This window comes from Candidatus Magnetaquiglobus chichijimensis (genome assembly GCF_045865675.1).
Classification (GTDB): domain Bacteria; phylum Pseudomonadota; class Magnetococcia; order Magnetococcales; family Magnetaquicoccaceae; genus Magnetaquiglobus; species Magnetaquiglobus chichijimensis.
On record NZ_BAAFGK010000005.1, the window covers coordinates 703,995 to 717,197 of the forward strand.

12 protein-coding genes and 1 pseudogene are annotated in these 13,203 nt (G+C 64.2%); 3 read left to right on the forward strand and 10 right to left on the reverse strand.

Going from position 1 to position 13,203, the window contains the following annotated elements; translation table 11 throughout:
• Window positions 1-293: 293 nt before the first annotated feature.
• The 5 genes from thiE to ACOY6C_RS16770 form a co-directional block, all read right to left on the reverse strand.
• Window positions 294-944 (reverse strand): thiamine phosphate synthase, encoded by a 651-nt coding sequence (thiE, locus tag ACOY6C_RS16750; RefSeq protein ID WP_420906664.1) that lies wholly within the window; start codon window positions 942-944, stop codon window positions 294-296.
• Window positions 941-1,321 carry a PilZ domain-containing protein gene (locus ACOY6C_RS16755; protein ID WP_420906665.1) on the reverse strand — a complete coding sequence of 127 codons (381 nt, stop codon included), beginning with the start codon at window positions 1,319-1,321 and terminating at the stop codon, window positions 941-943. Before ACOY6C_RS16755 ends, thiE begins: the two co-directional genes overlap by 4 nt.
• A 4-nt stretch (window positions 1,322-1,325) precedes the next feature.
• Window positions 1,326-2,315 (reverse strand): adenosine kinase, encoded by a 990-nt coding sequence (locus tag ACOY6C_RS16760; RefSeq protein ID WP_420906666.1) that lies wholly within the window; start codon window positions 2,313-2,315, stop codon window positions 1,326-1,328.
• A gap of 7 nt (window positions 2,316-2,322) precedes the next feature.
• Window positions 2,323-3,189, reverse strand: coding sequence for an inositol monophosphatase family protein (locus ACOY6C_RS16765; RefSeq protein WP_420906667.1), 867 nt, complete (start codon window positions 3,187-3,189; stop codon window positions 2,323-2,325).
• 149 nt (window positions 3,190-3,338) lie between these two features.
• Complete coding sequence (locus tag ACOY6C_RS16770; protein ID WP_420906668.1) at window positions 3,339-4,850, reverse strand: methyl-accepting chemotaxis protein; 1,512 nt, start codon at window positions 4,848-4,850, stop codon at window positions 3,339-3,341.
• A gap of 167 nt (window positions 4,851-5,017) precedes the next feature.
• On the opposite strand from ACOY6C_RS16770, the gene ACOY6C_RS16775 reads away from it, so the two are divergent.
• Window positions 5,018-5,695: a tRNA1(Val) (adenine(37)-N6)-methyltransferase gene (locus tag ACOY6C_RS16775; protein ID WP_420906669.1), complete on the forward strand. Its 678-nt coding sequence runs from the start codon at window positions 5,018-5,020 to the stop codon at window positions 5,693-5,695.
• 21 nt (window positions 5,696-5,716) lie between these two features.
• On the opposite strand, the gene ACOY6C_RS16780 is transcribed toward ACOY6C_RS16775, so the two are convergent.
• The 5 genes and pseudogenes from ACOY6C_RS16780 to ACOY6C_RS16800 form a co-directional block, all read right to left on the reverse strand.
• The gene (locus ACOY6C_RS16780; protein WP_420906670.1) at window positions 5,717-6,211 is read right to left on the reverse strand and encodes a DciA family protein; all 495 of its coding nucleotides are present in this window, start codon (window positions 6,209-6,211) and stop codon (window positions 5,717-5,719) included.
• A gap of 248 nt (window positions 6,212-6,459) precedes the next feature.
• A pseudogene (dnaK, locus tag ACOY6C_RS16785) lies at window positions 6,460-8,355 on the reverse strand (molecular chaperone DnaK); the annotation flags it as partial.
• 352 nt (window positions 8,356-8,707) lie between these two features.
• Window positions 8,708-9,787 (reverse strand): sensor histidine kinase, encoded by a 1,080-nt coding sequence (locus tag ACOY6C_RS16790; RefSeq protein WP_420906671.1) that lies wholly within the window; start codon window positions 9,785-9,787, stop codon window positions 8,708-8,710.
• Window positions 9,780-11,348, reverse strand: coding sequence for a sigma 54-interacting transcriptional regulator (locus ACOY6C_RS16795; RefSeq protein WP_420906672.1), 1,569 nt, complete (start codon window positions 11,346-11,348; stop codon window positions 9,780-9,782). Before ACOY6C_RS16795 ends, ACOY6C_RS16790 begins: the two co-directional genes overlap by 8 nt.
• 140 nt (window positions 11,349-11,488) lie before the next feature.
• On the reverse strand, window positions 11,489-11,836 hold the full coding sequence (locus ACOY6C_RS16800) for an IS1/IS1595 family N-terminal zinc-binding domain-containing protein (RefSeq protein WP_420906673.1): 348 nt from the start codon (window positions 11,834-11,836) through the stop codon (window positions 11,489-11,491).
• Between the two features lie 333 nt (window positions 11,837-12,169).
• On the opposite strand from ACOY6C_RS16800, the gene ACOY6C_RS16805 reads away from it, so the two are divergent.
• Complete coding sequence (locus tag ACOY6C_RS16805) at window positions 12,170-12,409, forward strand: hypothetical protein (protein ID WP_420906674.1); 240 nt, start codon at window positions 12,170-12,172, stop codon at window positions 12,407-12,409.
• A 35-nt stretch (window positions 12,410-12,444) separates the two neighbouring features.
• Window positions 12,445-13,182, forward strand: coding sequence for a Crp/Fnr family transcriptional regulator (locus ACOY6C_RS16810; RefSeq protein WP_420906675.1), 738 nt, complete (start codon window positions 12,445-12,447; stop codon window positions 13,180-13,182).
• Window positions 13,183-13,203: the final 21 nt, after the last annotated feature.

Below are 13,203 nucleotides of genomic sequence, written 5' to 3' on the forward strand. Positions count from 1 at the left end.
TGGTGTTTCTGAATGGTGTTCTCAAACGCAAACCCGTATGGGATGCGTCGTTTTCCGCAAGCCTGCCGTGCAAGATACGAGCGTCGTTTCCAAAAATCGGAAACGACGCTCGTGAAGGCTGCGCGCGGCGCCTTTTTCGCACAAGACGCGAAAAAGGCTTCTTTGTAAAGAGCGCGCCAAAGTCAAAAGCCAAACCTTGGGAGAGGAATCTCCCAAACTCTCTCTTTTTTTTCAACGGTAAGAACGATACCTTTCCGATCGGGTGCGGTTTCATCCTGGACCGCGCCGCCCTGTCAGCCTCGTCGCCAGCTCCCGACCGCCGCGCTCAGTCTCCGCTCCCAATCCGCTTGCCACAACGCGCTGATCAACGCCGCCCCATGGGCCCCGGTCGCGGCCACCGCGTCCAGATTCTCCAACGTGATCCCTCCAATGGCCACCATCGGCAACCGGGTTGCCTCGACCATCCCCTTGAGGGTCTCGACCCCCTGAACCGCGTGGGTATCCGATTTGGTGGCGGTCGGGAAGATCGGTCCAAAGCCGATGTAATCGACTCCGAGCGCCTCGGCCTGGCGAATCTCCGCCAGGGTGTGGGTGGACAGACCGATGATCCGCCCGGCGCCGAGCGCGTTCCGACAGGTCTCCACCGGCGTATCCTCCTGTCCGACATGCACCCCGTCGGCATCCAAGGAGAGCACCCAGGCCAGCCGGTCGTTGAGAATCACTTTTGTTTCGGGGGCGTGGTCGCGCAGCGCCTTGAGCCAGCCGGTCATGAAGACGCGGGCCGACGCCTCCCCGCCCTTGGCGCGCAGTTGCACCATCGGAATGGCCAGCGCGTGGATGAGACGGGCCACCGCCTCGGGCGGCATGGAGGCGGGCGCGATCCTTTCGAGCCAGTCGGCATCCAGAATCGGCAGAATGCCGGTGGGGAGCGCGGGATTGCTCATCGATCCGCCAGGAATTCGTCGTCAATGGTGTCCGAATCGCCCAGATTGAGCGAAACCAGACGGCGCAGATGGCTGAAACACTCGATGTCCATCTCCTGGAAACGGATCGCCACCCCGCGTCCGGGTTGGGCATGGATCACCGCACCCTTGAACGGCAGGGAGATGGTGCCCAGAATCAGGGTGCCGGAGAGGATCGTGCCGAGGGCCGGGAGGGGATCCTCGCCGTGGAACAGCAGACCGCGCAGGCTGATGTTGCCAAAGGCGCCGCGATGGATGCGGCCCTCCTCGTCGCGCAGCACCAGTTCGTCTTCGAAATCCACGCGGGAGTTGGCGCGACGGTCGCGCGGCCCTCCCGAGGATTTGGAACGCACGGCCATGGGGTCAATCCAGGGTGTTCAGGACATCCCGGGTCTCCTCCCGGGACAGGCGCGCTCCGTGCCGGGTGACCAGGCGGGCCGAGGCGCGACAGGCGAGCCGTCCGGCCCGCTCCGGGGAGAAACCGTGGGTGAGGCCGTAAAGCAGAGCGCCGGCGAAGAGATCCCCCGCGCCGTTGGCGTCGATGGCCTGGACCGGCATGCCGGGGATGAGGGTGTCGCGTCCATCGAGACGGACCACCGCGCCTTGGGCGCCGAGGGTCAGTCCGAAGGCCGGGGCGCGTCGGGCGAGGGCCGCCTTGGCCACCTCCAGATCGTCGCTCCCGGCGTAACGGAGCGCCTCGGTCTGGTTGCAGAAGATCAGATCCACCCCGGATCCCATGATCTCCTCCAGGCCGGCCCCGAAGTAGTCGATCATGCTGGCGTCCGAGAAGGTCAGGGCGATCTTCACCCCGTGTTCGCGCGCCAGGGAGACCGCTTTGCAGGCGGCATGGCGGGCGCTCGGCGAGGTGACCAGATACCCCTCCACATAGAGCCACTCCGAGGCGGCCAGCTCCTCGGGGGCCAGATCTTCCGCAGAGAAGAACTCGGAGATCCCCAGATGGGTACACATGGTCCGTTCCGCATCCGGGGTGATCAGCACCAGACATTGGCCGGTGGTGCCGGTTCTGGGACGCTTTTCGAGATCGTTGGCGACCCCGTTGGCGCGCATGTCGCCGGTGAAAAAGAGGCCGTTTTCGTCGGATGCCACGCGGCTGGCGTGAAAGGCGTTTCCGCCGAGTTGCGCCACGCCGATCAGGGTGTTGGCCGAAGAGCCGCCGCAGGCGCGGTGGCGCGGCGCATCGCCGAGCAGGGCCAGAAGCTCCGCGCGGCGCGCTTCGTCGATCAGGGTCATGGAGCCCTTGGTCAGGCCGGCCTGTTTCAGGAAGTCGTCCGTGACCCGGATTTCCGTATCCACCAGGGCGTGACCGATGCCGTAAACGTGGTGGCGTTTCATGGTGCGTTTATCCTTTCGCGGGGTGGGAACAGGACCGTGCATGGCGGTCCGGAGCCAGAGGGGTGTCGATCAGCCGGGCCAGAAGCGGGGCGTGCAACGCGCCGTTGGTGGCCAGGACCGAACGGACCATGGGGTTGACCTGATTGTAGAGAAAGGGGGCGCCGCTCTTGTGGGTCACCGTGCCGCCCGCCTCGTGGACCAGCAGGTCGCCGGCGCAGAAGTCCCATTCGTTTTTCGGCGACAGGGTGAAGGTCATGTCGAAGCGGCCCGAGGCGACCAGGGCGAGCTTGTAGGCGATCGATCCCATGGTCTGGATTTTCCATTCGCTTAAAAAAAGCTCCCAATCGCCGCGCGCGGTCTCCGAACGGCTCGCCAGGCACGAGGCGCCGGCCAGGTCGCGCCGGTCGGTGACCCGGATCGGTTGGTCGTTGAGTCGGCACCCCTTGCCGGCCAGGGCGGTGAAGGTTTCGTTCGAGGCCGGATTGTGGATGCAGGCCGCCACCGGTCGTCCGGCCTCGACCAGGGCCAGGGAGAGGGCGAACTGGGGCAGACCGGCGATGAACTCCTTGGTGCCGTCGATGGGATCGACCACGAAGATCGAACGCCGCTCCAGCCGGTCCGGGTGATCGACGGTCTCCTCGGAGAGCCAGCCGCAGTGGGGGTGGCTGCCGAGCAGCCGTTCGCGCAGCAGGGTATCCGCCTCCAGATCGGCCTTGGTCAAGGGGTTGTCATGCCCCTTTTCCCGCACCTCGGCGCTGGCCGAGACGGTTTGACCGAGACGGAAATAGCGCATGATCGCGTCTCCGGCTTCGTGGGCGGCCCGGATCATGATGGCCAGGGAGTCGGAAAGATCGGGTGGCGTGGCGTTGGACATGGGTCGAGGGTCGCGGTCTGCCTGGGAGCGGGAGTTTCGACGATTCACGATTATCGCTTCACAGAATAGGCCATCGGCGTCCCGTTGTCCATGATCGCCACCCGCCTGGCGGACAGGAGCGCTCTGGTCCGGTGCATCCTCGCTCCGTCTCACGCCTTGAAGAAGCCGATCACCTCCTCCAGACGGTCCGCGAACCCGCGCAGCGCCTCGGAATCCCGTGCCATGTTCTGGGAGGCCGCCGAGTTGCGGTGGCTGATCTCCACCTGCTCCTTCAGCGAGGCCAACACCCGGTCGGCGTGTCCGGCCTGTTCGGATCCGGAGGCGATGATCTCCTGGACCAGCCCGGCGGTCTTGCGGATGTTCGGCAACAGGTCGTGGAGCATCACCCCGGCCTGCTCGGCGATGCTTTGACTGCTGGCGGAGAGTTCGATGATCTCGCCCGCCGCCCCCTGACTCCGTTCTGCCAGCTTGCGCACCTCGGCGGCCACCACCGCGAACCCTTTGCCATGTTCGCCGGCCCGTGCCGCCTCGATGGCCGCGTTCAGGGCCAGCAGGTTGGTCTGACGGGAGATCTCCTCGATGATGGAGATCTTGTCTGCGATCTCGCGCATGGCTTGAACCGCGCGCGCCACCGCCTCGCCGGTCTTTTCGGCGTCGTTGGCGACACGGGTGGCGATGCGTCCGGTCTCGGAGGCGTTGTCGGTGTTGCGCCGGGTGGTGGCGGCGATCTCGTTCATGGCCTGGAAGGTTTCGGACAGACCGTGATCCTGGGCCTGGCCGCCGGCGGAGATGAACTCGGCGTTGTGGGAAAACTCCCCGCCTTTTTCCACCAGACTCGAGGAGATATTGCGTATTTCGACGATGGTCTCCTTGAGCTGTCTGGCCATGGCCTGCAGCGAGGCCAGGGCGCCGGTACGACACGCCTGGTGCCTGGCATCGGTCACGTCCAGATGGCCGCTGGCCACCCGCATGGCCACCTCCTGGATGATCAGGGGGTCGCAGCCGAGTTGGGCGTTGATCAGTCGGGTGATCGCGAAGGTGACCGCTCCCAACAGGAGCATCACCACCAGGGTCACGGTGCCGATCTCGCGCAGCCGCTTGGCGAGCGCGGCATCCACGTCGTCGATGTAGATGCCCGAACCGATGATCCAGCCCCACGGTTCGAACCCCTTGACGTAGGAAATTTTGGGAACCGGCTCCTGTTGGCCGGGTCGTGGCCACAGATAGGGCACGAATCCCGCTCCCTGGGCCCGGGTCACCTTCACCATCTCCACGAACAGGGCGGTTCCCTTCGGATCCTTGAAGTTGGAGAGATCCTTGCCGTCCAACTCCGGCTTGAAGGGGTGCATCACCATGTTGGGATGGAAATCGTTGATCCAGAAGTAATCCTTCTCATTGAAGCGGAGTTTTTTCACCGCTTCCCGGGCCGCGGCGCGGGCCGCCTCCGGGGTCAGGGTTCCCTTGTTGCCCAGGTCGTGATAGTAAACCAGCAGGGAGTGGGCGCTCTCCACCAGGTTGCGGGTCTTGGCGTAACGGTCTTCGAGCATCATGACGCGCTCGTCGTGGTAGATGATGGCGCTGATGGCGATAATGCCGCCCAGCGCGATCATTGCCAGGAGCCAGATCTGGGTTTGCAATTTGATTTTTTTTAGAATATTCATTTTTCTATCCCCCTCCTTGGTTCGAGATGGATTCGGTTGCAAGCTTGGCAAGTTTCAGGATCATAATTTTTAGTGATTGGCATGTCAATTATTAACAATAATTTATTTTATCCATTTATATTATGTGTTTATTGGAAAGATTGCCAGAAAGGAGAGGTGTGGAGGGGATGAAACCGGTTTTTCAGGGGCTGCCACCCGGTTTGTGTCGTCGGGTGGGCGGGGGGATCGAGGCCGGGCTTCTGGCCGGGGAGGTCGGGGTCGAGGCCGGGGAGCGGGTGGCGGAATTGGGGTGCGGTTGCGGCGAGGTGGCGGTGCGTCTGGCCCTTGCCCACCCCAGCATCCGGGTGGATGGCCTGGAGATTCAACCGGAACTTTGCACCGAGGCGCGGCATCTGGTCGAGCGGCATGCGCTCACGGAACGGGTGCGGGTGGTGGAAGGGGATGTGCGTGACCCGCCGCCGGACATGGCGCCGGGTGGCTACGACCGGGTGGTGTGCAATCCCCCCTTCTTCGCCCTGGGCGCGGGTCGGCTCCCCCCGGAGCGGTCGCGGGCCATGGCCCGATTCGAACAGACGGGGGGTCTGGGGGATTTTCTGCGCTGTGGGGCGCTGCTGCTGCGCGCCGGCGGGGTGATGACGCTGATGCACCGCCCCGAGCGGCTGGTGGAACTGCTGACCGGGGGGGTGGCACGGGGACTCAATCCGGAACGGCTGGTGCCGGTCCACGCGGATCCGGCTCGGGAGGCGATTCTGCTGCTGGTGGGGCTGCGCAAGGGTGGCAGCGGAGGGATGGTGGTGGCACCGTCCCGCCTGGTGGAGAAGGGGGCGCGGGGTGCGGCGGGATGAGCGCGACACGACGCATGACCGTCAGTTGCGCCGACCCTCGCGCCGTTTGGTTCCCATGTCCGCCAGCAGAAACGCCCGCACCGTCTCTTTCAACCGCGGGTCGGTGATCGGCGCGCACAACCGTTCCGCCCGTTCCAACTCCTCGGGCAGGGGGGGCTCCCGTGGCGGGGGAGGCTTGCTCCGGGGCGCCGGGGTGAACTTGAGGGACTCCTGCTTGAAGCGGAATTTTTTCAGCGTTCCGGCGGGGAGTTGCTCCTGGAAGCGAAGCAGAATGTCCGGAGCGAGGAAATTCAACTCGCTCAGCCAGGCCGAGGAGTCCACCCGCACGGTCAACTCCCCGTTCATCAACCGTACCGGCTCGGTATGCCGCGCCAGTTGCGGACCCACCAGCTGGCGCCAGAGCCGCGCCAACTGAGTGGCCTTGCCGCGCGGGTGATCGAGCAGCCGTCCGGCCACCGCCTGGACCAGCCCGGCCAGGGGACCGGATGCGGTCGGCTCGTCGTCCGACGCGGACACCTGGGTCACCAGGAGGCGACAAGTGGACGCGTGCCACCCGTGGTGGAGGCGCGCACCACGTCGGGAAGCGGAAAGAGGTCGTCGCTGCCGGACAACCCCTGCTCGAACCAGGCGTCCAGATCCTCGGCCCAGGCCGCCGGCATCTCCGCCAGATACTCCTCGTCCTCGCTGGGGAAGTGCCAATCCAGGGTCTCGCCCGATTCGAACTCCAGATCCAACGGATCGGCCACCTCGGGAATCGCGAAGGTTTCGATCGTCTCCTCGAGCGCGCCGCTCCGTGAGTCTGCCCCCCGTTCACCGGAAGTGCCGCTGGGGTGTGACGCCGAGGCGGCGGTCGGGGCCGGGTCGGATGCCGGAACGGGAATGTGGGCGAGCATTCCGTCCAGCGTATCGGCATGCCGCTCGATGGTCGCCGGATCGGGATTGTTTTCCAGCGCCAGGCACAGCGTCTGGATCTCCTCGGCCAGGGTCGCGCGCAGGGAGCTTTCGAGGCGATTGCCGTAACGCAGGGTGAATTCGCGGGTGCGGTGCAACACGTTGTCGGCCCGTTTCAACGCCTGAATCAGCCGGCGCCGGCGGGCATCCTCCTCGGCATGGCGTTCGGCCTCGCGGATCATGCGGGCGATCTGGGCCTCGGACAACCCGCCGGATGCCTTGACGTGAATCGATTGCTCCCGCCCCGTGGCCAGATCGATGGCCGATACCCTGGCCATGCCATCGGCATCGATCTCGAAGGAGACCTCGATGCGCGGCACGCCCCGTTGCGCGGGCGGAATGCCGGTCAGGGTGAACTCTCCCGACAGATGGTTGGCCCCGAACAGCCCCCGCTCCCCCTGGGCCACCCGCACGGTGGCGAACTGCTGACCGTCCATGCCGGTGGAGAAGGTGCGGGCGACACGACACGGGATGGTGGTGTTGCGCGGGATCAGCACGCCGAACAGACCCCCCTTGGTTTCGATCCCCAGGGAGAGCGGCGTCACATCCAACAGCACCACATCCTGAAGCGCTCCGGCCAGGATGCCGGCCTGGATGGCCGCCCCCTCGGCGACGATCAGATCCGGGTCCACGCCAGCGACCGGTTCCATGCCGAAGAAGTTGGCCACGGTCTGACGGATCTTCGGCATGCGGGTCATGCCACCGGCCAGGATCACCGCGTCGATGCCATCCACCCCGACGCCGGCCTCCTTGAGCGCGATCACGCAGGGCACGATGGTGCGCTGGATCAACCCTTCCACCAGCTCTTCGAGCCTGGCGCGGGTCAGGGTGGCGCTCAGATGCCGGGGGGTGTTCTTTTCGGCGTGCAGAAAGGGGAGATGGATCTCGGTGGTCAATTCGGTGGAGAGTTCGATGCGCGCCGTCTCGGCGGCCTCCTTGAGACGTTGGGCGTTCTCCTTGTTGGCGCGCGGGTCGAAGCCGAGTTGCTCCAGGCAGATTCCGGCCAGATGGTCGATCACGCACCGATCGAAATCCTCCCCGCCCAGGAAGGTGTCGCCGTTGGTCGCCCGGACCTGGAACACTCCGGAACCGATGGTGAGGATGGAGATGTCGAAGGTGCCGCCGCCCAGATCGAAGACCGCGATGGTCCGACCCTCGCACCCCTCCAGTCCGTGGGCCAGGGCCGCGGCGGTCGGTTCGTGGATGATGCGCACCACCTCGAGTCCGGCGATCCGGCCCGCGTCGCGGGTGGCCTGGCGCTGCGCCTCGTTGAAGTAGGCCGGGACCGTGATCACCGCCCGTGCGACCGGTTCCCCGAGCTGCTCCTCGGCGGTCTGCTTCAACCGTTGCAGCACGATCGCCGCGATCTCGGCGGGGGCCTTGGCTTCGCCATGGACTTCCACCCCGGCATCGCCGTTCTCCAGCGCCACGATCCGATAGGGCAGACGTTCCATCTCGCGCTGGATCAGGGGATCGGAAAAGCGCCGTCCCATCAGCCGTTTGATCGCCGAAAGGGTGTTTTCCGGATTGACCAGCATCTGCCGTTTGGCGCTCTGTCCGACCCGGCGCGCGCCGTTGGCCGCGAAAGCCACCAGGGAAGGGATGGTGCGTTCCCCCTCCGGGTTGCTCAACACCCGAACCGCGCCACTCTCCAGCACGGCCACGCAGGAGTTGGTGGTTCCCAGGTCGATGCCGATGATCCTTGACATGCCGATTCGTCCTTCGTGGTCACACGCTCTTGCCGCCACGGCGTTGTTTCGATGGAGCTGCCGGATTTTCAATCGATAACGGATTGCAGCAACGGTGCCAAGTTGTTTTGGCCGTGGATTCAACGGATTGTGAACGGGTGTCAATTCGGGGGAAAACCCCGCCGGTCACGCGATTTCCTTGAGAGGCATGTCCGCATCATTGGATCCGGCGGGTGTCGAGAGAGAAGATTTCAGGCCGGGTTGTTTGGCTGTTGCCGAATGGATAGTGTTTGCACAGGTGTCGTCGCCGGCTGTCTGGCAAGCGACAACGATCCGGGATGTCGGCGACGGGGAGGGCGGGCATTCGGCACGGTCAATGCGGGATGAAGATCAGAATCTCGGTGCTGTTTTCGTTCGGGGTGCGCATGCGGATCGTGCCACGATGGGCTTCCACGATCAGACGGGCCGTATAGGTGCCCAGACCCGTGCCATGGGATTTGCCATGCGTGACGTACTTTTCAAAAAATCGGGAACGGATCTCCGGCGGTACGGCGCCCGGATTGTGGATGCTCAGATGCAGTCCCCTCGAATCGATGCGCAGTGTCACCTGGATGAGGCCACCGAAGGGCGCGGCTTCCAGGGCGTTGGTCAAAAGGTTGTCCAGCACGCTCTGGATCAGGGTGCGCTCCCCGCGCGGCGCGGGGGCGGCGGGGGCGCGGTCGGCGTGGACCGCCAGTTGGATCTTCCGGGAACCGAGTTGCCTGTCGCTTCTCTGCCGCCACCCGTCGATCATCGCCGCCAGGTCCAGTGTCTCGCACTCCAGATGCAGGGCGCCCTGTTCGAGGGCGATGAATCGGGAGTGGGAGGCGATGATCTCCAGCGCGCGGCGTCCGGACTTCTGGGAGAGGGAGAGAAGCATCCGCCGTTCCGGATCCTGTTCCATCATCTGGAGCAGATCGATGGTGTTGTAGAGATTGCCGATCTGGCCGCGCAGATCGTGCATGATCATGCCCAGGGCCCGCTCCCGTGAGAACTCGAGGTGCTTTTCGGTGGTCACGTTGCGATGGACGATCAACAGGTGCCTGTTCCCTTCCCATGCGCAGGGGCGGATGTTCACTTCGAACCAGCGGTGTTCCGTGGGGGCGTGGCAGGAGTAGCAGACCGAGGGGGAGGGATCTTGCGCCCGCGCCTCGAGATGGTCGCGCAGTTGATGGAGCAGCCGTTCGGCCTCCCAGAGCTGGTCGTTCTCCTGGCAGGCTCGTGCGCAGATCTCGAGGTAATTGGCGCCCAGATAGTCGCCCACGCCGCCGTTGAGCGCGGAAAAGGCGCGCCAGGCAGGGTTGACCGCGACGATGATGCCGTTGGGGTCGAGCAGGGCCCAGTGGACGCCCGTGAGGGATTCAACGATCTCCTGAAGGGGACTGACGACCATTTTGGGGACGAAATCAACCATGAAAAGGCTCGCCTCCCTCATCGATCCGGTACAGGCGCAGTTTGTTGTGCAGGGACTGGCGGGTGATCTCCAGCAGTTCGGCGGCGCGGGCCTTGTTGCCCCCCGCCTGGCGCAGCGCCTGGGCGATGAGATCGATCTCCAGCCGCTTGCGTTGTTCGGGGAGCGACAAGGTATCGGCAACGCGCGTACAGGCCCCGCTGGTGGCTGGCCGCGTCTCCAGGAGCGCGGAGGAGCAGTGCGCCGGGGTGATCCATTCTCCGTCCGGGGTGAGGGCCACCAGACGTTCCACCTCGTGCTCCAGTTGGCGCACGTTGCCGGGCCAGGGATGGGACTCGAACAGGGCCACCAGCTCCGGTGAGAAGCCGCGCGGACGCTTCTTGAACCGCGTGCTCACCTGGTCGAGGAACAGCAGCATCAGCGGCAGGATCTCCTCGCGGCGCTCGCGCAGGGGTGGGAGATGGATGTCGATGGAAAACAGTCGAAAAAAAAGATCCTCGCGGAAACGTCCCCCCCGCACCTCTTCGCGCAGATCCTTGCCCGAGGCGCTGATCAGCCGGAAATCATACCGATGCACCTTGCTCCCACCCAGCCGCACCCCTTCCATCTCCTGGATGGCGCGCAGGAAGCGCGGTTGAATCGACACGGGCATGTCGCCGATCTCATCCAGAAAGAGCGTGCCGCCGGCGGCCTCCTCGAAACGGCCCATGCGGCTCGCGGTGGCGCCGGTGAAGGCCCCTTTCTCGTGACCGAAGAATTCGCTCTCCATGAGATTTTCCGGGATCGCCGAGCAGTTGACCGCCACGAAGGGTCGGGTGCGCGCGGCGCCACCCCGTTCGTGGATCAACCGTGCGATCACCTCCTTGCCGGTGCCGCTCTCCCCGGAGACGAAGACGTTGACCGGCAACGGACCGATCTGGTTCACCAGGGCGAAGATCCGACGCATGGCCGGGCTTTCGGCGACGTAGCGCTCTTCGCCGAGGAGCGGGTTGGCGGCACGGGCCATTTCTGCATGCATGCCGCGGGTGATCTCCACGATCTCTTCGGTCACGGCATTGTGTTCGATGGAGAGGGCCAGATATTTGACCAGTTGGTGCAGCAGCGTTTCATCCGCCGGGGAGAAACCGGGTCCATCCTGCTTGTTGAGCAGTTCCACGGCGCCGATGGCATAGTTTCCGGCCAGGCTCATGATCGGCACGCAGAGCAGATTGCGGGTGGTGTAGTCGGTCTGCCGGTCGGCGATGGCGTGGAACCCCTCCCGTGACTCCAATCCCAACCGCATCACGGTGCGCCCCGTGGAGATCGCCTCCCCCACCACGCTGCCGCGCATCGGCGCGATGATCGCCTTTTCTTTCAGGCCGGTGCCGAATTTGAGCCAGATCCGTTCGCTGCCCGAATCGACGATGAAGACGCTGCACCGTTCGGCTTGGGTGAGCGGAGGGAGGATATCCACGAAAAAACGCATCAACGCCTCGAAGTCGTCCGGTCCCCAGGCGCGGTGAATCCGCTCCAGGAGCGACTTGAGGGTCTCCAGGCGTTGATTGATCTCCGTGGAACGGTGCATCGACTTTCCCGACGGCGTGAGAATACGGTGGCGCCTGCGCCACATGACGCGGGTGCAAGGTCTGTTTCGTCACATCGGGAAGAAATGTTTACAAGAAAGTGATGGATCCGGGCACGGTTTGGCGTTGGAGCGCGAAAGGTTCATCCCGCCGCGCGCCGTCGCAGGGTGCGACGCTGACGGCTGACCCCGCCGGGGGGGGGCGTGAAACGGGCCAGCAGTTGAAACACCTCGGCCACGGTTTCGGTGGGCAGATGCAGCTCCTGGGCGGTACGGCTGATTTCGGCGCCGGCCAGGGCCCGTTCGATGACCCGGCGCATGTCGGTGGGCAGGCGCGCCATGCCGGTGTCGGTGGGTGGACGGAGAATGAAAATCCGTCGCGCGCAGTTGGGATCCTGACAGAGATAGCGTTGCTTGCCGTTGGGCTGGACCCCGTATTTGACCACGTTCAAACCGTGACAATCGGGACAGCGCACATCCATGACCGCCATGGTGTCGTTCCTTCGTGGGGGTTGATTGTATTAACGAAAATCGTGACAAGGCCGGGTTCCGGCCACCGGTTCCGAACAAGCGGATGGCAATTAACGTAAAGCCAGAAACGTGCCATGATTTTCGGTTGTGGATGCGTGGGATTGTCTGTTAGATTCGGACTCGAGGATGGGCAGCTTTTGCCGGATTCTTACGGCCTGGGCCGGAAAAAGTTGCCTTCTCCCTGGACCTCCCAAACGAGGTCGATCGGGATCGGGGCGGGCGTGTTCCCACCCCGCGGAGATGTCAGTCAGGATCGGCGATCAGACTGAGAGCCGATTGGGGAATCGATCATCATGGCCTCGGACAAGAAAAAACGGCATCTTGCCATTCTGGCGCCCATGGGCAAGAGTTTCGAGAAGCTGTGGCGCACCGAAAAACGGTTGATGTCCGCCTTTCGGGGTGGATTGGAGAAATGGTCGTTCGGTTTGAATCTGGGGAGTCTGCACGAGGTCTATCAACGCGCGGAGCTTGCGCGTCTGATCAAGCGGCGCGCGGACAAACGCCGGCGGCGTCCGATGCCGGATTCGGGTTGAGGATGCCGGAAAGGCAAACAAAGGAGGAACAGGTCATGATGCCACCACCCATTCGGGATCTGAACCATCGGATCTTCCGTGAAACCACCCTGTTCCGCGCGCTCTCCGACGTACAGGTGCAACGGGTGCAACGCACCATGCGGCAGATCCATCTGGAGGAGAACGAGACCCTGTTTCATGCCCAGGAGCCGGCGGACCGTTTTTTCATCATCCTGAGAGGGCGGGTGAAGCTCTTTCATCTGGCGGTCAACGGCGCGGAAAAGGTGTTGCGCATCATGGGGCCCGGAGATGCCATCGCCCTGGCGGTGATGTTCATGGAGCAGCCGGGCTACCCGGTTTTCGCCACGGCGCTGACCGCCTGCGATGCGCTTGCATTTGACAACAAAACTTTTATTACCATCCTGCGCGAGTCTCCGGATACCTGTTTCCGGATGATGGCCGAGATGAGCAAGCGTCTCCACGGTCAGCTCACCGAGATTCGCACCTTGAGCCTGCAGAGCGCGCCGGTGCGCCTGGCGCGCTATCTTCTGACCAACAAGAGTCCGGGCACCGGACCGGTCGGGGGGATGGTGCGCCTGGATGCCTCCAAGCGGGTGATCGCCTCGCGGTTGTCGATCCAACCCGAGACCTTTTCGCGCATCCTGTCCCGCTTGAGCAAACTCGGGCTGATCGAGGTCAAGGGACGGGTGATTCAGATCCTGGACCAGACCGAGTTGGAGAGCTTCATCGACGAGGAGCAGCAGGGACAGGGGCAGGACAAGAGCCCGGCGTGAGTTACGGGGGGTTGTTTGGAT